The 24,008-nt window shown below is 47.5% G+C and carries 6 protein-coding genes; all 6 read left to right on the forward strand.

The annotated features are described in order from the left end of the window. The first annotated feature begins 2 nt into the window (after window positions 1-2). Entirely contained in the window at window positions 3-4,655 is a 4,653-nt protein-coding gene (locus C7Y66_RS09360) for a type I polyketide synthase (RefSeq protein WP_233222601.1), read from the forward strand. Further along, window positions 4,652-8,356: a condensation domain-containing protein gene (locus C7Y66_RS09365; protein ID WP_106545368.1), complete on the forward strand. Its 3,705-nt coding sequence runs from the start codon at window positions 4,652-4,654 to the stop codon at window positions 8,354-8,356. Before C7Y66_RS09360 ends, C7Y66_RS09365 begins: the two co-directional genes overlap by 4 nt. Window position 8,357: 1 nt before the next feature. Next, window positions 8,358-11,294, forward strand: a complete 2,937-nt coding sequence (locus tag C7Y66_RS09370) for a type I polyketide synthase (protein WP_106545369.1) — start codon at window positions 8,358-8,360, stop codon at window positions 11,292-11,294. 172 nt (window positions 11,295-11,466) lie between these two features. Next, window positions 11,467-15,834, forward strand: a complete 4,368-nt coding sequence (locus C7Y66_RS32365; RefSeq protein WP_106545370.1) for an aminotransferase class III-fold pyridoxal phosphate-dependent enzyme — start codon at window positions 11,467-11,469, stop codon at window positions 15,832-15,834. Further along, window positions 15,824-19,171 carry a non-ribosomal peptide synthetase gene (locus C7Y66_RS09380; RefSeq protein WP_106545371.1) on the forward strand — a complete coding sequence of 1,116 codons (3,348 nt, stop codon included), beginning with the start codon at window positions 15,824-15,826 and terminating at the stop codon, window positions 19,169-19,171. Before C7Y66_RS32365 ends, C7Y66_RS09380 begins: the two co-directional genes overlap by 11 nt. Further along, a complete protein-coding gene (locus tag C7Y66_RS09385) occupies window positions 19,168-23,997 on the forward strand; it encodes a non-ribosomal peptide synthetase (RefSeq protein WP_106545372.1) in 4,830 nt (1,609 codons plus the stop codon). The genes C7Y66_RS09380 and C7Y66_RS09385 overlap by 4 nt, the downstream gene beginning before the upstream one ends. Window positions 23,998-24,008: the final 11 nt, after the last annotated feature.

Consider the following 24,008-nt stretch of genomic DNA (forward strand, 5'->3'; position numbering starts at 1 on the left):
CTGTGATTGGTGTTTCAGGACGTTTTCCTGAAGCCAATAATGTTGAGGATTTTTGGCAAAATTTGTTAAATGAAGTGGAGGCAGTTTCAGTTTTCTCTAATCGAGAGCGAGAAGCAATCAATTTAACTTCTAATGGTTGCGATCGCTCCAAATCTCCAATCAAAGCGGGGGGTGTGTTGGATGATATAGAATTATTTGATGCTGCGTTTTTTGGCGTGAATCCTAGAGAAGCTGAAACCATAGACCCACAGCACCGTTTGTTTTTAGAATGTGCTTGGGAAGCTTTAGAAAATGCAGGATATGATTCTGAAACCGAGGAGAGTTCGATTGGAGTTTATGCGGGAGTTGGGAGGAGTACTTATTTCCTCTACAATGTGTTTCCCCATCAGGAAGTATCGCAGTCGAGCGGTTCTTTACAAGAGTTACTGATTAGCGATAAAGATTACGTTCCTACTCGCGCTTCTTATAAATTAAATCTTAGAGGACCAAGTGTTAGTATTCAAACTGCTTGTTCTAGTTCCTTAGTAGCAGTTCACTCAGCTTGTCAAAGTTTGCTGAGCGGTGAATGTAAAATGGCTTTGGCGGCTGGTGTTTCTGTCAAAGTTCCTCAAAATGAATTAACACTATCTCCATCGGAAATTGTTTCTCCTGACGGACATTGCCGTGCTTTTGATGCTAGGGCAAATGGCACTATTGGAGGGAATGGGATTGGGGTTGTTGTCCTGAAGCGATTGGAAGATGCGATCGCAGATAGAGACTATATTTATGCAGTTATTAAAGGTTCGGCAATTAACAATGATGGTGCTTTAAAAGTTGGTTACACAGCACCTAGCGAGGAAGGACAAGCCAAGGTGATTCGAGCAGCTCAGATCGTGGCTGAAGTGAAGCCAGAAACAATTTCTTATATGGAAACTCACGGTACTGGAACTGCTTTAGGAGATCCAATTGAAATTGCGGCGATGACAAGGGCTTTTCGAGCTAGTACCGATAAAAAAGGTTACTGCGCGATCGGTTCGGTGAAAACCAATGTCGGGCATTTAGATGCGGCGGCTGGAATTACAGGCTTCATCAAAACAGTTTTAGCTCTCCATTACAAGTTGATACCTCCTAGCCTCAACTTCGAGCAGCCTAACCCTCAAATTGATTTTGCAAATAGCCCGTTTTATGTCAATACCAAATTACGGGAATGGAAGGCAAACGGCACTCCGCGACGGGCTGGAGTTAGTTCTTTTGGTGTTGGTGGTACGAATGCTCATGTTGTCTTGGAAGAAGCACCTGGAGAAAGTCAAAAGTCAAAAGTTAAAAGTCAAAATTGCCAGGATACAGGTGAACGTTCTTGTCACTTGGTGTGTTTGTCGGCGAAAACTGAGTCGGCGCTGGAGAAGGCTACGGTTAATTTAGCGAATTATCTCAAGCAGCATCCAGATGTGAATCTGGCGGATGTGGCTTATACTTTGGCGATCGGTCGGAGGGCGTTCGATCGCCGTCGAATGGTTGTCGTACGAGACGGTGAGGATGCAGTCACAGCTCTGGAATCAGTTGCGCCGCAACGAGTTTTTACTCAAGTCAAGGAATTGGGTAGCCGCTCCGTCGTGTTTATGTTTCCCGGTCAGGGAGCGCAGTACATTAACATGGCTGGGGAACTCTATCAAAGTGAGGCGATCTTTCGGCAAGAGTGCGATCGCTGTTTCGATCTCCTCCAATCCCATTTGGATATCGATTTGCGTTCTTGCTTGTACCCAACAGCAGCAGACACAGAAGCAGTGCAGCAGTTGCAGCAAACTGCAATTACCCAACCAGCATTGTTTGTCATTGAGTATGCCTTGGCTAAATTGTGGATGTCGTGGGGAGTACAACCGCAAGCCGCGATCGGTCACAGTATTGGAGAATATGTAGCGGCGTGTCTGTCTGGAGTCTTTTCTCTCAAAGATGCTTTGTTGCTGGTGGCGACTCGCGGACAGTTGATGCAACAGCTTCCCAGGGGTGCAATGCTCTCCGTGAGTTTATCGGCGGATGAGGCGCGATCGCTCTTGAATGACAATCTTTCTTTAGCAGCAAGTAATGCTCCGTCTCTAAGCGTTGTATCGGGTTCGGTAGAGGCTGTGGAGCAACTGGAACGCCAACTGACACAACAAGGGATAGACTGTCGCCGCCTGCATACTTCCCATGCTTTTCATTCTCAAATGATGGAGGCGATCGCCGCACCTTTTCAGACTGCGGTGCAAAAAGTCAAGTTGTCTCCTCCCCAAATTCCTTTTATTTCTAACGTTACAGGTACTTGGATTACACCAGAAGCAGCGACAGATCCTAATTATTGGGTGCGACATCTGCGCTTTTCAGTGCAGTTTTCTGAGGGAATTGCCGAGTTGTTAAAAGACGAGCGGGCGATTTTTCTGGAAGTGGGACCCGGACGGACGTTAAACACTTTAGTGAAACAGCAAGCATCTAGCAGGGTTGGATTTACTTCGCTGCGCCATCCGAAAGAGCAACAATCGGACGTAGCATTTTTGCTGAATACGCTAGGACGGCTTTGGTTGATAGGAGTGCAAGTCGATTGGTCTGGTTTCTATGCTGGTGAGAAACGCGATCGCTTGCCGTTACCAACTTATCCCTTTGAGCGTCAGCGCTATTGGATCGATCCGCCAGAGCAATCGGTTGGTAGCACCCCAGTAAGTTTGGGTAAAAAGCCTGATATTACCGATTGGTTTTACATCCCTACATGGAAACGCTCGATCGCCTTGTCGCGTCAGTCGCAGCAGGTGCAAAACTCATGCACTCTTGTGTTTATTGACGAGTGCGGTTTGGGTGAGGCGTTGGTTCAGCGATTACGGCAACAAGGGCAAGTGGCGATCGCCGTGCGCGTCGGCCCTCAATTTGAGCTTTTGGAAGAGAATGTCTTCGCGCTCAACCCACAACAAGCGTCAGATTACGAGGCTTTGCTGCAAGCACTGCACGCACGACAACAGCTTCCAGATTCAATTATTCATTTGTGGACGCTTGCACCCCCTACCCAGATAGCGTTGGATGTTGAAATATTTGAGCGATCGCAAGTTAGGGGATTCTATAGTTTGCTGTTTCTCGCTCAAGCATTGGGGAAGCAAAATTTGGGCGATCGCTTGCAATTAACGGTTGTCTCTAACCATCTTCACGGCGTGACGGCAGAAGAAATTGTGTCTCCAGAGAAAGCGACTGTATTGGCAGCGGTGAAGGTAATTGGGCAAGAATATCCCCAGATTCGCTGTCGCAGTATTGATGTGATGATTTCTGATGCGGAGAAGCTAGTGGAGCGGTTGTTGGGGGAGTCGATCCCAAGTCAAGCAGAAGATTTGGTGTCACGCATTAGCCGAAGGCGAAGCGAAGCGTTAGACGCAAAGGCGCAAAGGGCGCTTAAGGTAGATGTGTCTGCTGATGTGGCGATCGCTTATCGAAAGGGGCAGCGTTGGGTACAAGCGTTTGAATCAGTTAAGTTACCAAAAACAAATACATCTGCACTCCTTAGAACGGGTGGAGTCTATCTGATTACTGGTGGACTTGGCAACATTGGATTAGTGTTGGCGGAGTATTTGGCTAAGAGTGTCAAGGCGAAGTTGATTCTGACGGGGCGAGCGGTTTTTCCGACGAAAGATGAGTGGGAAAAATGGCTGGCGACTCACGATGAAGATGATGAAATTAGTGGCAAAATTCGGAAAGTTCAACGGTTAGAAACATTGGGCGCACGGGTGATGGTAGCTGCTGCTGATGTGGCTGACATCCAACAAATGCAAGCTGTTATCGCTCAAGCTGAGTCGCAATTTGGTCAGCTTAATGGTGTGATTCACGCTGCTGGAGTTTTGGGAGAAAGAGCGTTTAGCACTATTGAAAAGATTGAAATAATCAATTGCAGGCAGCAGTTTCAATCGAAGGTTTATGGATTATTGGTATTAGAAAAGGTTTTACAGGAAAAACAACTAGATTTTTGCTTGTTGATGTCTTCTTTGTCCTCTGTTTTAGGAGGCTTGGGTTCTGTTGCTTATGCGGCTGCGAATCTGTTTATGGATGCTTTTATCCATCAGCAGAAGCAAAATAATTCGATTCCTTGGATTGGTGTAAACTGGGATATCTGGCAGTTTAAAAATAACAAAAATATTTTTACTAGTGCTAGTTTGGCTGAATTCGCGATCGCATCGGAAGAAGGAATAGATGCTTTGCAACGAATTTTATCCCAAGCTGAATTCGAGCAGGTAGTTGTTTCAACGGGAGATTTACAAAGCAGGATCGATCGCTCGATTCAAGTGAAACTACGCGAAACGGATATTCCCAAGCAAGACAGTTTATCCTCGGCATACTCTAGACCGAATTTACCGAATTGCTATGTCGCGCCGCGCGATCGCCTGGAACAAACAATTGCTAACCTCTGGCAACAACTTTTCGGGATCGAGCAAGTAGGAATTCACGATAACTTTTTCGATTTGGGTGGTGAATCGATTAATGGGATGACATTTATCAACCAGTTCCAAAAACAAATGGGGCAGATCGTGCATATTTCAGCAATTTTTGAAGCGCCAACTGTTGCCGAGTTTGCTACATACTTGCAGAAAAAATATCCTGAAGCGATCGCGAAAATGTTGGGATTCGAAACAGTTCTGGTAGGCGATCGCGAGGAGGGAGAACTATGAATATTGATGAGTTTTTATCCTATTGTCGCAGTTTAGATGTAAAAATCTGGCTCGATGGCGAACGATTGCGTTATAGCGCTCCATCAGGAACGCTGACACCGGAATTGTTAGCAGAAATGCGATCGCGCAAAGCAGAAATTCTGAAATGCTTGCATACAACTCAAATTCAGCCGATCTGTCCTGCTGCTCGAAATGGAGATTTACCCTTGTCTTTTGCTCAGCAAAGGATTTGGTTCCTAGAGCAAATGGGGGACAAGAGTGCGGTTTATAACTTAGCTGGGGCGCTGAAAATTGAAGGTACGCTCGACGTTGCAGCTTTAGAGCAAAGCTTGAGGGAAATTATTCAGCGTCACGAAATCTTGCGGACTAATTTTGCTATTGCGAACGGACAACCAACTCAAGTTATTTCACTTAGCTGGAATTTTACGCTCCCAGTTGTAGATTTGCGATCGCTCCCCGTAGCAGATCGGGAAGTTGAGATGCAGCGCTTGATAAGCGCAGAACAAGAGCGACCCTTCGATCTGACTCAAGGGGCGTTGTGGCGATGGAAGTTACTACAATTGGATCGGAATGAGTACTTTCTACTAGTTGTAATCCATCACATTATCGCGGATGCTTGGACGTTCGCTGTAATTTTCCGCGAGTTGCAAGCGCTTTACACAGCCTTTGCCAGCGGTAAACCCTCACCACTGCCCGATCTGCCAATCCAATATGCAGATTTCGCCGTTTGGCAACGCCAGCGATCGCCAAAAGAGGTGTTGGAAACTGAGCTGTCTTATTGGCAGCAGCAATTGGACGGTGCGCCAACCGTGTTGCAACTCCCTAGCCGTCCGCGTCCGCCAGTCCAGACCTACCGAGGGGCAACGCAAGTCTTTACGTTACCTTCGTCTCTGACCGCAGCGTTGAAGTCTGTCAGCCAACAGGCAGAAGCTACCCTATTTATGACGTTGCTAGCGGCTTTCAATATCTTATTACACCGCTATACGGGAGCGATCGATATCCTAGTCGGTTCGCCAATTGCTAACCGCGATCGGGCTGAGACTGAATCACTAGTTGGTTTTTTTGTCAATACATTAGTGTTGCGTACCGATCTATCTGGCAATCCCAGCTTTCGAGAGTTGTTAAAACGAGTGCGAGAAGTGGCTTTAGGAGCTTATACGCATCAAAACTTACCTTTTGAAAAGTTGGTGGAAACATTGCCGCTAGAGCGAGATTTGAGTTACTCGCCATTATTCCAGGTGATGTTTGTCTTTCAAAATGTGCCGATCGCAGATATAAAGTTGCCAGATTTAACCATGCATCCTGTAAGGATCGATAGTCCTACGGCACAGTTTGACTTGACTCTCGATTTGACAGAAACAAAATCGGGGTTAATTGGACGGCTGGAATATAACACGGATTTATTCGAGGCTGACGCGATCGCGCGGATGGTGGGACATTTTCAGACATTACTAGAAGGGATTGTTGCCGATCGCGATCGGTGTATTTCAGATTTACCTATATTAACTTCGTGGGAGTGGCAGCAACTTGTAGAGTGGAATCGCTCCTCAGCAGACGATTCAAAAGATATTTGCATTCACCAACTGTTTGCTGCTCAAGTGGAGCGCACCCCCGATGCTGTGGCGGTGGTGTTAGAAGACAAGCAGCTAACTTATCGTCAGATGGATCGACAAGCTAATCAACTGGCACGCTATTTAAAGAAACTAGGCGTGAAACCAGAAACCCTGGTGGGGATCTGCGTCGAGCGATCGCTAGAAATGGTTGTAGGACTTTTGGGCATTCTCAAAGCTGGTGGAGCTTATGTACCGCTAGATCCAGCCTATCCCCAAGAGCGCTTAGCTTGGATGATAGCCGATTCGGGTGTAACGGTGCTGTTAACTCAGAAAAAGTTATTGGAATATCTTCCCGAGCATCAAGCTCATACAATCTGTTTAGATGCAGATTGGCAAGCAATATCTCAGGAGAACGAGGACAATCCTGCTAATGAAGTTAAGCCAGAAAATTTGGCTTATGTCATTTATACTTCAGGTTCTACAGGCAAGCCTAAAGGAGTGGCGATTCAACATAAGTCTTTAGTTAGTTTTACAAAGTCTGCAATTGTTGAATATGAGATCGATCGGTGCGATCGCGTTTTGCAGTTTGCTTCTCTGAGTTTTGACGTAGCAGCAGAAGAAATTTATCCCTGCTTGAGCTGTGGCGGAACACTGGTGCTACGAACTGAGGAAATGTTGACCATAGCTACATTCGTGCAAAAGTGCTGGGATTGGGGACTGACAGTGTTAGATCTGCCAACAGCTTACTGGCATCAGTTAACGACTGAATTAGCAAACGCCAATTTGACATTACCCGATTCGTTGCGCTTGGTAATTTTTGGCGGAGAGCGGGCGCTACCGGAAAAGCTAAGTTCTTGGTACGGGTATGTAGGCGATCGCCCTCAACTCATAAATGCTTATGGTCCCACTGAAACGACTGTAGAAGCAACTATTTGTAAATTATCACACAGCCACGCGCGATCCCCCCTTGCCCCCCTTAACAAGGGGGGGGATCTTGCCCTCCGCAATCGGGAAGGTGGAAAGGATCTCGTTGCCCCCCTGAATCAGGAAGGTGGGAAGGATCTGATTGCCCCCCTGAATCAGGAAGGTGGGAAGGATCTGATTGCCCCCCTTCAAAAGGGGGGTTGGGGGGATCGCCTTCGAGAAATACCGATTGGGCGACCTATGCCTCACGTCCAGGTATACGTACTAGATCGATATCTTCAACCCGTCCCCATCGGTGTTCCTGGCGAACTCTATATCGGTGGTGCTGGCGTAGCGCGAGGCTATCTCAACCGTCCAGATTTGACCCAAGAACGATTTATTCCCAACCCTTGGGAAAAGTCAAAATTCAAAAGTCAAAAGTCAAAATTAATTCCGAATTCCGAATTCCGAATTCCGAATTCCAACTCCCGCCTTTACAAAACCGGGGACTTAGTTCGTTACCTACCAGATGGAAATATTGAGTTTCTGGGACGGATCGATCGCCAAGTCAAAATTCGCGGTTTTCGCGTTGAATTAGGAGAAATTGAAGCAATTTTGGCTCAACATCCAAAGGTGAGGGAAATAGCAGTCACTGTATGGGAAGACCATTTAGAAGATAAGCGTTTAGTAGCGTATATTGTTCCCAGCCAAGGACAAATCCTTACGACTAACGAACTGCAAAGTTTTCTCAAGGAAAAACTACCTAATTATCTGCTGCCGTCAGCTTTTGTGATGTTGGAAACGATGCCGCTGACTCCCAATGGTAAGCTAGACCGTCATGCGTTGCCTGCACCAACAAATCGCCCGGAGTTGGTAGAGGCTTATGTTGTACCTCAAACGGAAACTGAACGAGTTATCGCTGCTGTGTGGCAAGAAATGCTGCAACTAGAAAAAGTAGGGATTGATGACAATTTCTTTAACATAGGTGGGCATTCATTACTTTTGGTCAAGGTACAGGTGAAATTGAATCAAATCTTCGATCGAGAACTGTCTGTGATTGATATGTTTAAATATCCCACTATTAAAGCTTTAGCTAATTATTTAAATCGGCGATCGCGCGAAAAATTGAATTCTCAATTAGGTCAAAATCGCGCTGCAACTCGTAGCGATCGCGCCTCAGCACGGCAACAAAAAAGGCAATTCAGACAAATGCATCGAGCTACAAACGAACGGGGGAGGGATTGAAATGAGTAAGTATTCACTTGACTCCCTCAATCAGACAGATATCGCCATTATTGGTATGTCATGCCGTTTTCCAGGGGCAGATAATCCTGATGCATTTTGGCAGAATCTTCGAGATGGCGTAGAATCTATTTCCGTTTTTAGCGATCGCGAGTTATTGTCTTCAGGTGTAGACTCCGAATTGTTGAGTCATCCTAATTATGTTAAAGCTGGTGGCGTTCTACCGGATATCGAACTATTTGATGCGGCATTTTTCGACATTAGCGCCAGAGAAGCTGAGATTTTAGACCCACAACAGCGCCTGTTTCTAGAGAATGCCTGGACAGCGCTAGAAAGTGCGGGTTATGACGCTAAAACCTATAGTGGTTCGATTGGCGTTTATGCTGGTGTTGGCATGAATACTTATTTGCTCCACAACCTTTATGCCAACCTGAACTCCCCAGATTTAGCAGCGGCTTTTCAACTGGCGATCGCCAACGACAAAGATTTTCTGCCTACACGCATTTCTTACAAGCTCAACCTGAAAGGACCGAGCGTTAACGTACAAACCGCCTGTTCTACTTCTTTAGTTGCGGTTCACTTGGCTTGCCAAAGTTTACTAAACGGCGAGTGTGACATGGCTTTGGCTGGTGGCGTTTCTATTCGCATTCCGCAAAAGGTTGGGTATTTGTATCAAGAAGGGATGATTCTTTCTCCTGACGGACATTGCCGCGCTTTTGACGCTCAAGCTCAAGGTACTATTGGCAGTAGCGGACTGGGGATTGTCGTCCTGAAGCGATTAGAGGATGCTATTGCTGATGGTGACTGCATTCACGCCGCGATTAAAGGCTCGGCAATTAATAACGATGGGGCTGTCAAAGTTGGTTATACAGCTCCTAGCGTCGATGGACAAGCATCTGCGATCGCAGAAGCTCAGGCGATCGCTGGGGTTGCACCAGATACAGTTACTTATATAGCAGCCCACGGCACGGGAACACCTCTAGGCGATCCGATTGAAATTGCAGCCCTAACACAAGCTTTTGCTACGAGTACCCAACAAAAATTTTGCGCGATCGGCTCGGTAAAAACGAATTTCGGACATTTGGATGCTGCTGCGGGTGTGGCGAGTTTGATCGAGACGGTTTTAGCACTGAAACACAAACAGATCCCGCCTAGTCTACACTTTGAACAACCCAATCCAGAAATTGACTTCACCAATAGTCCTTTCTACGTCAACACTCAGCTACAAGAATGGAAAACCAACGGCATTCCGCGCCGCGCTGGAGTCAGTTCTTTTGGCATTGGTGGCACGAATGCCCACGTCGTTGTGGAAGAAGCACCTGGAGAAAGTCAAAAGTCAAAAGTTAAAAGTCAAAATTGCCAGGATACAGGTGAACGTCCATGTCACTTGCTGTGTTTGTCGGCGAAAACTGCAAATGCTTTGGAGAAGGCGAGCGCGAATTTAGCTCATCACTTAGGGCAACATCCAGAGGTGAATCTAGCGGATGTGGCTTATACTCTGGCGATTGGTCGTCAGGCGTTCGACCATCGCCGCACAGTCGTAGTCCGAGACGGCAAGGATGCAGTTACAGCTTTAGAATCAGCCGCGCCAGCACCAGTGGTTCGCCTGGATGGTTCTCAACAGCCTGCGGTAGCGTTCCTGTTTCCCGGACAGGGGACGCAATACGTGAATATGGGACGGGAAGTCTACGAAACCGAACCGAGATTTCGCCAGCAGGTGGATGAGTGCTGCGAGATGCTACAACCCCTACTGGGGCTAGATTTACGCTCGATTCTCTACCCCCACGACTCACAAACCGCAACGGCAACCGCACAACTGCAACAAACCGCACTGACTCAACCCGCGATTTTTGTGGTCGAATATGCCCTGGCGCAATTGTGGATGTCATGGGGCGTGCGTCCAGTGGCAGCACTCGGTCACAGCATCGGGGAATATGTCGCCGCTACGATTGCCGGGGTGTTTTCTCTAGAAGAAGCACTATCGCTGGTGGCAGCTAGAGGACAGTTGATGCAGCAGTTACCAGCAGGGAAAATGCTTGCCGTGCCACTGGGTGAAGCACAAGTCCTACCCCTACTGGACGAGCAGTTATCGCTAGCAGCCGTCAATGCTCCGAATACTTGTGTCGTTTCTGGCACTAAAGAAGCAATCGAGAACTTGCAGCAACGCTTATCCGCCCAAGGGATAGAGTCTCGTCTGTTGCATACTTCCCATGCGTTCCACTCGCCGATGATGGCAGCGGTACTTGTACCTTTTGGGCAACGAGTCGAACAAGTGCGTCTCCAAGTGCCGCAAATCCCGTTTTTGTCTAACGTCACGGGAACGTGGATAACTACTGAGGCAGCAACCGATCCCAGTTATTGGGTGAAGCATCTGCGTCACACGGTGCGGTTTGCGCATGGATTGCAGCAGTTGATGCAGCCACCCGGACACATTCTGCTGGAGGTGGGAGCGGGAACCAGCTTGAGTACGTTGGCGCGACGGCAGGCTCAAGCATCAAAGCCAGTGGTGTTGTCGTCACTGCGCCATCCCCAACAACAGCAATCGGATGTAGCGCTGTTGTTAGAGAGTTTGGGGCAGTTGTGGCTTCATGGGGTTAAGGTAGATTGGCAGGGATTTTATCGCCCTCAGCGGCGTTCTCGCTTGCCCTTGCCGACTTATCCTTTTGAGCGCCAGCGTTTTTGGGTTGAACCCGATCCTGATAATAATCGCGATCGCCAACTATCGATTCGCAATAGGACTCAAACATCCTCCCCAAATATAGAATTACAAAACTCTTCTGTTGTTGAATCTTTGGATGATTCTACAGATGCATTAGATAATTTCACAGGTGTAGAAGATAAACAAAATTTCTCTGAATTAGCGATAGAAGAAATCCTCGATCGCCAGCTCGATCTGATGTCTCAACAGCTAGATTTTGTGCATAACATAAAATCCGGTTAACATAGCCTCTCTACTTGCAGAACTAGCTCGCCATCAATCTAGCGAATTTTACACTTTTGACTTTTGTACGGGCGAGTTTATCGGAAATATTTGTTGGAGACACAGAGACTTCGTAAACCCGCCCCTACAATTTTTGACTTTTAACTTTTGACTTTTGACTTTTGACTTACTAATGCTTAATTCTTCAGATAATTCACGGTTTGATAAAGTCGTTTCAGCGCTCAAGGATATTTTGAGCGGTTGGCTGGGAATAGAATCTCAGGCGATAGATATTCATAGCAATTTTCTTGAATTGGGTTTGGAATCTCTGTTATTAACTCAATTTAGTCGTTCTGTTCGAGATCGTTTTGGAATTGAGATTCCTTTTCGCTTATTGATGGGAGAGTTGTCAACGCTTGAAGCATTGGCTACATACATAGCTCAACAGATGCCATTCGAGGAAGAAAAATCAGCACCTTCTCCGCTTCCCGAAACGATGCCTGTAGAAGCGATGCCTGTAGAAGCAATATCTACACCAGTGCGAGAAATGGCTGCTGCACAAAGTTCTAACAACTCTCAGGCGATCGCCAAGCTGATTGCACGACAGCTAGAGGTTATGTCCAAACAGCTAGAAGTACTACGCTCTACGTCATCTGAGGTAAAGCGCGATCGCTCTTTATCTGCTATGAATCAGGCTCAGCAGGCGATCGCGCCAACAATTGAACGCAAACCAGTTATGAGTTCCCAACAGGGGGATACGGGTTTAAGCCCTCACCAGCAACGGCATTTAGACGCATTAATTGCGCGAGTTGTCAAGCGAACCCAAGAATCGAAAAAACTGACGCAAGCTGCTCGTCCTTACTTAGCTAATCCTAGATCGATTACAGGGTTTCGTCTCCCCATCAAAGAGATGTTGTACCCAATTCACGTCCAGCGTGCTGCTGGAGCGAGAATTTGGGATGTTGATGGCAACGAATACATCGATCTGTCAATGGGGTTTGGTCCGTTGCTATTCGGTCATTCACCACCTTTTGTCGTGGAGGCGATTCAAGCACAGATCCAGCAAGGGATGCAAAATGGTCCGCAGTCACGTCTTACGGGTCAGGTGACTCAGTTATTTTGCCAGTTGACGGGTCAAGAAAGAGTAACTTTTTGTAACGACGGTACAGAGGCGGTGATGGCAGCAATTCGGATCGCCCGTACCGCGACAGGACGCTCCAAAATTGCGGTGTTTGCGGGTTCGTATCACGGCAACTTAGATGAGGTTTTGGTCACGGGAGTACCAACAGCAAACGGTTTGCGTACCGTGCCAATTGCTCCAGGCATTCCGCAGCACATGACGGACAAGGTGATGGTACTCGAATATGGCAGTCCTGAATCTCTCCAGCTGTTGAAAACCCACGCTCAGGACTTGGCAGCTGTGCTAGTCGAACCCGTACAAAGCCGCAGACCCGATTTTCAACCTCAAGAATATCTTTACGAATTAAGGCAGTTGACTCAAGAAACAGGAACCGTACTCATTTTTGATGAGGTGATTACTGGCTTCCGAATGCATCCTGGTGGTATTCAAGCATTATGGGGAATTCAAGCAGACCTGTCCACATATGGAAAGGCGCTTGGCTCTGGTTTGCCAGTTGGAGTAGTTGCTGGCAAAGCGGCATTGATGGATGTCTTGGATGGCGGCTTTTGGAATTATGGAGATGCGTCTTATCCGCAAGTGGAAACGACTTATTTCGCCGGAACCTTTTTCAAAAATCCTTTGGTCGTGGCTGGTGTTTGGGCAGTCCTTAACCATATCAAGCAAAGTGGAGCGCAACTACAAGCAGAATTAGCAGCAAAAACCGCAAAGTTAGCGGCAACGCTTAATGCTTTCTTCGAGCAAAAGCAATTACCAATTCAAGTTGCCCATTTCGGTTCGCTGTTTCGGTTTATTTATCCGCCTAACCTCACTTGGATGAATTTGTTTTTCTATCACCTATTAGAAAAAGGGATTTACATCTGGGAAGGACGCACTTGTTTTTTATCGACTGCTCACACCGATGTAGATATCGAGCAAGCGATCGCCGCCGTGAAGGAAAGTATAGTAGAAATGCAAGCAGGAGGCTTTTTACCCTGCGATCGCCAGATCGTGCCTGTTTCTCGCCACGAGCATTTACCGCTATCGTTTGCCCAGCAAAGATTGTGGTTCCTCGATCGCCTCGATCCAAACAACTTTGGTTACAACGAGCCAATCGCCCTCCGCATTGCCGGAGAACTGAATGTCGCAGCACTGGAACAGAGTTTCAATGAAATTATTCGCCGACACGAAGTTTTGCGTACTACCTTTACTACAGTTGAAGGGCAACCAGTCCAGGTCATTGCCCCTCACCTCCACTTGACGATCCCAGTTGTGGATTTGCGGCATTTGCCAAGTGCCGAACGAGAAACAACTGCCCTTCACCTGGCAACCGAGCAAGCCCAGCAGCCTTTTGACTTGACGCAAAACCCGCTACTACGATGCACGCTGCTACAGCTAGATGAGACAGAATACGTATTGCTCTGCACGATGCATCACATTGTCACCGATGCTTGGTCAACGGGTATATTTTTTAGCGAACTGGCAGCTTTGTATGCAGCCTTCATTGCTAGTAAACCTTCACCATTACCAGAACTACCGATACAATATGCCGACTTCGCTGTTTGGCAGCGCCAGCAATTGCAAGGGGAGGTACTAGAAACTCAGTTATCTTACTGGCGACAGCAGCTAAGTGGTAATTTACCCGTGTTGCAGCTACCTACAGATAGACCGCGATCGCAGTTCCAGACTTTTCGCGGTGCTAACCAATCTTTTGAGCTGCCAGCCAACCTGCATCAAGCACTACGAAATTTAAGCCACCAAGCAAATTGCACGTTATTCATCACCCTACTAGCAGCCTTTGTGACGCTGCTGCATCGCTACACACAGCAAGATGACATCGTTGTCGGTACGGATGTCGCGAACCGCAACCAACCGGAAACAGAAGAGTTAATTGGGTTTTTTGTCAACCTCCTTGCCTTGCGTATCAATCTGTCGGGTAATCCTGGTTTTCAAGAACTGCTGGGGCGCGTGCGCGAGGTAGCTTTAGGGGCTTATGCCCACCAAGACTTACCCTTTGAACGGCTAGTAGATGCATTGCGATGTCGCGATCGCAGCCGTCCGCCTCTCTGTCAGGTATTGCTAGTGATGGATAACGTGCCGACAATGCCAGCCTTGGAGTTACCAGGACTAACTCTGAGTCCGATAGACATTGACAACGGCACGGCTAAATTCGATCTAGTGCTATTTGTGGAGGAAAAAGAACGGGGAATCGTCGGGAAATGGCAGTACAACACCGATCTTTTCGATGCTGCGACAATAAATCGGATGTCAAAGCATTTTGAAACGCTACTTCAGAGCATTGTGGCACAGCCGGAAGCTCGGATCGATAGTTTAGAAATGCAGACTCAAGCTGAAATCGCCCGACAAGCTGAGAAAAAGAGCCAGCAGAAAGCAGCCAAGCGGCAAAAGTTTGTGGCAGTTCAACCGAAAGTCGTGGATTTGTCACAAAATAGCGCGATCGCCACCGATTTGTTACAACCTGGGGCAACATTACCTTTAGTCATTACTCCAACCGTGGATGATTTCGATCGCATTGATTGGGCAAAGAGCGATCGGCAATTTATCGAAACCAAGTTATTGCATCACGGTGCGATCCTCTTCCGTAATTTCAAGATTGCCTCTGCCTCTGAATTTGAAAGTTTTGCTGAAGCCATCTGTCCGGGGTTATTCGGCGAGTATGGCGATTTACCGCGTGAAGGCGTTTCCGGTAAAGTTTACGGCTCCACCCCCTATCCATCCGAGCAAGCAATCTTGTTTCACAATGAAAGTTCTCACCTACACTGTTATCCCCAAAAAATCTGGTTTTTCTGTATGCAGCCAGCCGCGCAAGGGGGAGAAACACCAATTGTTGATTCCAGAAAAGTTTATCAGCTGCTCGATCCAAAACTGCGCCAAAAATTTGCTCAAAAACAGTTAATGTACGTTCGCAACTTCACTGACAACTTGGATGTAAGTTGGCAAGATTTCTTTCACACAAACGATCGCGCAGCAGTAGAAGCATACTGCCGTAAAGCAGGAATGAGCGTGGAGTGGAAGCCCGATGGTAGTTTGAGAACTTGCCAAGTACGTCCGGCAGTCATCAACCATCCCCAGACGGGTGAGACGGTGTTTTTCAACCAAATCCAATTGCATCATCCATCTTACTTACAAGCGGATGTGAGGGAATCGTTAATGTCTGTATTTGGAGCGGAAAATCTCCCCCGTCAGCTTTATTATGGCGATCGCTCTCCAATTGAAGCATCGGTCATAGAAGAAGTTTTAGCAGTTTACAAAGCGGCTGAAATTAGTTTTCCTTGGCAACAAGGAGACGTATTGATGCTAGATAACATTTTGGCTGCTCACGGACGCAATCCCTATATAGGTTCGCGCAAAATTGTGGTGGCAATGGGAGAAATGATTCATCGCGCCGATATCGAAAATAAGGAGACAGCTTATGCACACTGAAACTACACTCGGCTTTGAGCTTTCTCCCCAGCAAAAACGCCTGTGGTTATTGCAGCAAAATAGTCCTGCTTACATAACTGGGTGTGCTATTTCCATAGAAGGGGCGCTTCAGCCAGAAGTTTTAAAAGCCGCTTTAGAGCAAATTGTCCATCGACATGAAATTTTCCGCACGATTTTTAGGCGGCTACCTGGTCGGAAGTTGCCAGTTATGACTGTGGTAGATCTGAACCGAGATGCACAAGCGATCGCAATTGATAGCAGTTTTCAATTGGATGCAATACGCGTCTGTAGGGGCGCACAGCTGTGCGCCCCTACAAATGTCATCCACACAATCGAGAATTGCTATGAAACATTATTTCAAGAAGCATGTAACCATAGTTTTGATTTCGAGTCAGGTTCGCTGTTGCAGTTATCTTTACTGAAATTGTCGCCAAATCTCCATGTTTTGCACGTCTGCTTACCTTCCCTGTGTGCCGATTCTCGGACGATCGCAAATTTAGTCGCTGAGATCGGCAATTCCTATTCCACTTGTCTAAAAGGTCGGGAATTGGGGGCAGAAGTCGTACAATACTGCCAATTCTCGACATGGCAAAATCAATTACTTGCAGATGCAGATGCAGAGGAAGCTAATGCATATTGGCGCGAACGAGTTGCTTCCCTAGAATTAAAACTCCCTTTTGAAAATAAGCCTTTAAAACCAGCAACATTTCAACCTGAGTGTTTTGAATTGGCGATCGCTCCCACTCTCGCAACTCAAATTGAAGACTTAGCGCGTAAATTCGATACTACCATCGCGATCGTCTTGCTAGCGTGTTGGCAAACACTTTTATGGCGGCTGACTCAACAGGACATTGCGATCGGAGTGGCTAGCGATCGCCGAGAATATGAAGAACTCGATCGAGTCATGGGGTTACTTGCTACCTGGCTACCAACCAAAATCAATTTAGTCCCAGATTTACGCTTTCAAGAAGTTGTAGCATTAGCCGCAAAAACTCTCAGTCAAGCCGAGGAATGGCAAGATTATTTTACGCCAAAATCGATAGAAAACAACAATACTCTAGCGTTCTCAATTGGTTTTGAATTCGAGCAATTGCCGGAGAAATTTTCTACTGCTGGCGTAACATTTTCGCTTGACAAGCAGTATAGTTGCATCGAGCAGTTTAAAGTTAAACTGACCTGTACTCAACGCGACAATTCTCTGAGTACGGCATTTTATTATGATATTAATTACTTTTTAGCAGATACCATCCAACGCTTAGCTGCCCAGTTTCAAACTTTATTAACCCATGCAATCGAAAATCCAGAAATCGCGATCGCTCAGTTAGAAATCCTCAGCCAGAGCGATCGCCAACAATTACTGCTATTAAATCAAACACAGATAGATTACCCGCTTGACAAATGTATCCACCAATTATTTGAAACTCAGGTAGAGCGATCGCCTGACAAAATAGCTGTTGTCTTTGAAGATCGGCAATTGACTTATGCTCAATTAAATGCTGAGGCTAATCAACTCGCTCGTTACTTGCAGCAGTTAGGAGTCAAACCAGAGGTGCTGGTGGGACTTTACCTAGAGCGATCGCTCTTAACGTTGGTAGGACTTTTAGGCATTCTCAAAGCTGGTGGCGCATATCTACCGCTAGATCCAGCATTGCCAGCAGAGAATTTGGCTTTCCGCTTGCAAGATGCGCAAGCACCAATCGTTTTGACCCAACAGCACCTAGTCGAGACATTACCACCCCACTCAGCACGGGCAATTTGTCTGGATGCAGATTGGGATGAAATTGGGCGCTATAGCGATGAGAATCCCACAAGTGAAGTAACCATTGAGAATCTCGTCTACGTGCTATACACCTCTGGCTCGACTGGCAAACCCAAGGGTGTCGCGATCGAGCATCGGCAACTCCTGAATTATTTTTATGCGATCGCCCCCCAACTCAACTTACCCACTGATGCTAGCTTTGCCACCGTGTCTACCTTTGCCGCTGACTTAGGTAATACCTGCATATTTCCTGCTCTGTGTCAAGGGGGTTTTCTGCATATCATCTCTCAACAACGGGCATCCGACCCCGTAGCCTTAGCAGACTACTGCGATCGCCACGCAGTCGACTGTCTCAAAATTGTCCCCTCACACTTAGCGGCACTTTTAGCATCGCCTTCCCCAGCCAAAATTCTGCCGCGTCAATGCCTGGTGTTAGGTGGTGAGGCTGCAAGTTGGAATCTCGTCGAGCAAATCCAGCAGTACGCACCAACCTGCCGGATTATCAATCACTACGGACCCACAGAAACAACTGTTGGCGTGCTGACCTATCCCTTAGAAACAAGGCAACAAGAGACAAGGCAACACGATTCTGCAACAGTTCCGCTAGGTCGTCCCTTGGCGAATATGCAAGTCTACGTCTTAGATCGGCAATTGCAGCCAGTCCCGATCGGCGTACCAGGGGAATTATATATTGCTGGTGCTGGCGTAGCGCGGGGCTACCTCAACCGTCCAGATTTGACCCAAGAACGATTTATTCCCAACATCTGGGAAAAGTCAAAATTAATTCCGAATTCCGAATTCCGAATTCCGAATTCCGATTCCCGCCTCTACAAAACTGGCGATCTAGTGCGCTACCTACCAGATGGCAACCTGGAATTTCTAGGACGGCTGGACGATCAGGTCAAGGTGCGTGGCTTCCGCATCGAGTTGGGAGAAGTTGAGGCAGCACTGAGACAACACCCGCAGGTCAGGGAAGTTGTTGTCATCGTTCGAGAAGATAACCTAGACGATCGCCGTTTGGTTGCTTACGTCGTTCCCAGTCAAAGCACTGCGATCGCTAACGATTTGCGTTTGTTCTTGAAGGATAAACTACCCGAGTACATGATGCCATCTGCTTTTGTGCTGTTGAAGCAACTACCTTTGACTCCTAATGGTAAGGTGGATCGGCAAGCGCTACCTGCACCGGACACGTCCAGACCCGATTTAGCAGATACTTTTGTTGCACCTCGGACTCCTGTAGAAAAATCTCTAGTGGAAATTTGGGCGGAAGTTTTGCGGCTAGAGCGAATCGGGATTAACGACAATTTCTTTGACCTCGGCGGACACTCTTTGCTTGTAACTCAAGTTGTGTCTCGCGTGCGTGACGCTTTCGAGATCGAGTTACCCCTACGCGACTTTTTCGCTGCACCGACCGTAGCCGATCTCGCCGTGAAAATTGCCCAAAAACTAGCCCAAGAGACTGACGGCGAACTGCTCGCCCAAACGTTAGCAGAACTAGAGCAGCTTTCGGAAGCAGAAATTCAAACATTACTTGCCAGCGAAACAGAGTCGAACGATTGGGAAGGAAGCAGAAAATGAGTGACGCGATCGCCAATATTGCTAATCTATCTCCAGAGCAACGCGATTTACTACTGCAACGGCTGAGGCAGAAACGCGGCAATGTCTCGTCTGTCAAAATTCAGCCCCAAAGTCGCGACACCAATACTTTTCCCTTGTCCTTTGCTCAACAGCGGTTGTGGTTCCTCGATCGCCTCGAGCCAGGTAATCCCTTATACAACCAAGCCGTTGCTCTGCGAATCGTAGGAGCGCTGAATTTACCAGTATTAGAACAAAGCTTTAACGAAATCGTGCGCCGTCACGAAGTTTTACGCACGACTTTCCATCAGGTAGATGGGCAACCAGTCCAGGTCATTGCTCCTAGTTTAGTCTTGAAACTGCCAGTCATCGACTTAGAAAAACTCCCTGCCGCAGAACGGGAGGTTGAAGTGCAACGTCTTGCAACAGCAGAGGCAAAGCGATCGTTTAACCTAGCAGAAGCTCCACTATTACGATTTACCATCCTGCGGCTGAACCAGTCCGAGCATATACTGCTATCTACAATCCATCACATTATCTCTGATGGTTGGTCTAACGGCATACTGATCCGCGAACTCACCGCTCTCTACACAGCTTTTGCTAGCGGCAAACCCTCACCCTTACCAGAATTATCCATTCAATATGCAGACTTTGCTGTTTGGCAGCGGCAATGGTTACAAGGGGAAGTTCTAGCAACCCAACTCGCTTACTGGCAACAGCAACTAGAGGGCAGCGCCCCGATTTTGGAATTGCCTACAGACCGTCCTCGACCTGCAATTCAGACTTTTAAAGGAGCAGTGCAATCTTTTACCTTGCCTCTAGCTTTAACTGAGGCATTGAAAGATTTGAGCAGGCAGGAAGATGTCACCCTGTACGTGACATTGTTAGCGGCATTCAAAACCCTGCTTTACCGTCACACGGGACAGGAAGATCTGCTCGTCGGTTCGCCCATTGCCAACCGCAATCGGAGCGAAATTGAAGGAGCGATCGGATTCTTTGCGAATACCTTGGTCATGCGTACCAATATGGCAGGTACTCCCAGTTTTCGAGAGCTGTTGAGCCGAGTGCGTCAAGTTGCTCTAGGAGCATATGCCCATCAAGACCTACCCTTCGAGCAGTTGGTAGAGCAATTGCAACCAGAGCGTTCCTTAAGCCATACGCCTCTATTCCAAGTGATGTTTGCGCTCAACGTGCCGATGTCAGCTTTGGAACTACCAGGTTTGACCCTAGACCTGTTGGAAACGGATAGTACTACTGCTAGGTTCGATTTGACTTTGTGGATGACCCAAACCGATCGCGGGTTGACGGGCAGTCTAGAATACAATACCGATCTGTTCGATCGCAGCACGATCGCCAGGATGCTTGGGCATTTCCAAACCTTGCTAGCAGGCGTTACTGAAAATCCCGATCGCAGCCTCGGAGATTTGCCACTCTTAACACCAGCAGAGCGACAACAAATCCTGGTGGAATGGAACAATACCAACTGGAATATAATCGACAATCGAGCAAATCCCGATTCTCCTGTACGGGCGCACAGCCGTGCGCCCGTACCGACTTGCCTGCATCATTTATTTGAAATGCAAGTCGAGCAAACGCCCGATGCCATTGCTGTAGTCTTTGAAAACGAGCATCTCACCTACCGCGAGTTAAACCAGCGGGCAAATGCACTCGCTCACTACCTACAGCAACTCGGAGTCAAACCAGAGGTACTGGTGGGGATTTGCATGGAGCGATCGCTAGAAATGGTAGTCGGACTCTTGGGAATTCTCAAAGCTGGAGGGGCTTACGTACCTCTTGACCCAGAATATCCCCCAGAACGATTAGCTTTTATGCTGCAAGATGCCCAAGTCGCAGTGCTGTTGACTCAAGAAAAGCAGATCGCTGGACTACCCGATCGTCAAACGCACGTTATTTGTTTGGATACTGAGTGGGAAAAAATTTCTAGAGAGCAAAAAACGAATCCAGTTAGCGATCTCCGGTCGGAAAACCTAGCATATGTCATTTATACTTCTGGTTCTACGGGAAAACCAAAAGGGGCAATGAATACCCATCGGGGCATTTGCAATCGCCTGCTGTGGATGCAACAGGCATATCAACTGACAAGTCAAGATCGGGTACTGCAAAAAACTCCGTTTAGCTTTGATGTTTCCGTTTGGGAATTTTTCTGGACTTTGTTAACTGGCGCACGTCTAATTATCGCCAAGCCTGGGGGACATCGCGATCGCGATTACTTAGTTAACATCATCGCCCAAGAGCAGATTACCACCGTGCATTTTGTCCCCTCCATGTTGCAAGTGTTTCTCGATCGCGATTTAGATCGATGCGATCGCTTGCGGAGAGTCTTCTGTAGCGGTGAAGCCCTCAGCCTTGGACTGCAAGAAAAATTCTTTCAACATCTAGATTGTGAATTGCATAATTTGTACGGTCCCACAGAAGCGGCGATCGACGTGACATTCTGGCAGTGCCAAAAAAATAGCCATTTAAGAACTGTACCTATCGGTCGTCCCATTGCCAACACGCAGATTTACATCCTCGATCCCCGTTTACAACCAGTACCCATCGGCATTCCTGGCGAACTCTATATCGGTGGCACTGGCGTAGCCCGAGGCTACCTCAACCGCCCAGATTTGACGCAAGAGCGATTTATTCCCAATCCTTGGGAAAATTCAAAATTCAAAATTCAAAATTCATTCCGAATTCCGAATTCCGAATTCCGAATTCCGAATTCCAACTCTCGCCTTTACAAAACTGGCGATTTGGCTCGTTACTTACCTGATGGAAATATTGAGTTTCTCGGGCGGATCGACCATCAAGTCAAGATTAGGGGTTTTCGGATCGAATTAGGAGAAGTTGAGGCAGTTCTCAGCCAACACCCAGAGGTAAAAGACACTGTGGTTGTGGCGCGGGAGGACGAACCAGGCGATCGCCGTTTGGTTGCTTATGTCGTGTTGCACTCGCAGCAGGCGATCGCACCTCAACTGCGCGGCTTTTTAGAAAAGAAACTGCCCCAGTACGCGATTCCCAACCACTTTGTCATTTTAGAAGCACTACCGCTCTTGCCCAATGGTAAGGTAAACAGGCAAATCCTACCCGCACCCGATCCGGCTAGCGCTGAGTTAAAGCCTGATACTACTGCTCGTACCCCCGTTCAACAGCTCCTAGTTGCTATTTGGGGTGATGTCTTGAAGTTAGAACGAGTGGGTATTCACGACAACTTCTTTCAGTTAGGCGGACATTCCCTGCTAGCAACTCAAGTTATGGCACGGGTGCGTTCTGCTTTTGAGATCGAGTTACCCTTGCGTTATTTGTTTGAGTCGCCAACGATCGCTAAATTTTCCGAGCGCGTGGAAACAGCAATGAAGCTCGGACGAGGACGGGAAGCACCACCAATCGAGCCTGTTTCGCAGCAGGGATATTTACCCCTGTCCTTCGGGCAACAACGACTATGGCTCCTCAGCCAATTGGAACCCAACAACCCGTTTTACAATTTGCCCGCAGCCGTACGCCTGACAGGTAGGCTCGATGTCGCAGCGCTGGAACAAAGTTTAAATCGAATCGTACAGCGTCACGCCGCCTTGCGGACTAAATTTGTCACAGTTGACGGACAAGGATTTCAAGTTATCGATCCAGTTTTAAATTTATCTCTGCCAGTCGTAGATTTGCGATCGCATCCCACACGGGAAGCCCAAGTGCAAAAACTAGCTCGCCAGGAAGCAAACCGTCCCTTCGACTTGGCTCAAGATGCATTACTGAGAGTGATGCTACTGCAAGTAGGCGATACAGAACACGTATTACTACTAACAATGCATCACATTGTTTCCGATGCTTGGTCTATGGGCATACTCGTTCGAGAACTGGCGGCGCTCTATCAAACTTTTACCACTGGGGAATCCTCGCCCCTCCCCGACTTAACAATCCAATATACAGACTTTGCCATTTGGCAGCGCCAATGGTTACAGGGAGAAGTGCTGGAAACTCAGTTGAATTACTGGAAGCAGCAACTTAGCGGCGCTCCTCCCTTGACACAACTACCTCTAGATAAACCGCGATCGCCAGTCCGCACTTATAGGGGTGCAAAACAATCTTTTCTCCTATCCAAAACCTTAGCCGCAGAAATTCAAAATCTCTGTCAGCGCGAAGGAGTCACCTTATTCATGACTCTGCTAGCAGCATTCAAGACATTGCTGTATTCCTACACGGGACAGGAAGATATTTCAGTTGGATCGCCGATCGCCAACCGCACCCAGCCAGAAGTTGAAAAGCTAATTGGATTTTTCATTAACACTTTGGTACTGCGTACCGATTTGTCCGGCGATCCGAGTTTCCGAGAGTTGCTGGGTCGAGTGCGTCAGCGTACCTTAGAAGCCTATACTTACCAAGACGTGCCTTTCGAGAAACTGCTGGAAGAATTGCAGCCCGATCGCCACTCAAGTTACAATCCGCTATTTCAAGTGTGGTTCGTCCTCCAAAATGCCCCCATGCCAACCCCAGAGTTATCGGGACTGCATTTGACTCCATTAGAGATTGACAATCAGACGACTAAGTATGACTTGCGGCTGGAATTGGAAGAAAGTCTAGCAGGTTTACACGGTTCATTTGGCTACCGAGTCGATTTATTCGAGCCAAATAGTATTACCCAAATGGCAGAGCGTTTAGAAATACTTTTGCACCAGATTGTCACTCAACCCGATTTGAAGTTAAGCGCGATCGCCCAAATCTTAGCTAACCGCGATCGCGAACGACAGATCGTCAAAGCTAAGGAACTAGAAAAAGCGAGTTTGCAAAAATTCAAAAAGCATCAACGCCATCCAATACGTGGCACGCAGTAAGTAGTCACCCT

Source organism: Chroococcidiopsis sp. CCALA 051, from assembly GCF_003015105.1.
Lineage (GTDB): Bacteria > Cyanobacteriota > Cyanobacteriia > Cyanobacteriales > Chroococcidiopsidaceae > Chroococcidiopsis > Chroococcidiopsis thermalis.

Bases quoted from the DNA above. Each gene is read 5' to 3' on its own strand.
- C7Y66_RS09365 (WP_106545368.1), top strand. From the start codon at position 4,652: ATGAATATTGATGAGTTTTTATCCTATTGTCGCAGTTTAGATGTAAAA.
- C7Y66_RS09370 (WP_106545369.1), top strand. From the start codon at position 8,358: ATGAGTAAGTATTCACTTGACTCCCTCAATCAGACAGATATCGCCATT.
- C7Y66_RS32365 (WP_106545370.1), top strand. From the start codon at position 11,467: ATGCTTAATTCTTCAGATAATTCACGGTTTGATAAAGTCGTTTCAGCG.
- C7Y66_RS09380 (WP_106545371.1), top strand. From the start codon at position 15,824: ATGCACACTGAAACTACACTCGGCTTTGAGCTTTCTCCCCAGCAAAAA.
- C7Y66_RS09385 (WP_106545372.1), top strand. From the start codon at position 19,168: ATGAGTGACGCGATCGCCAATATTGCTAATCTATCTCCAGAGCAACGC.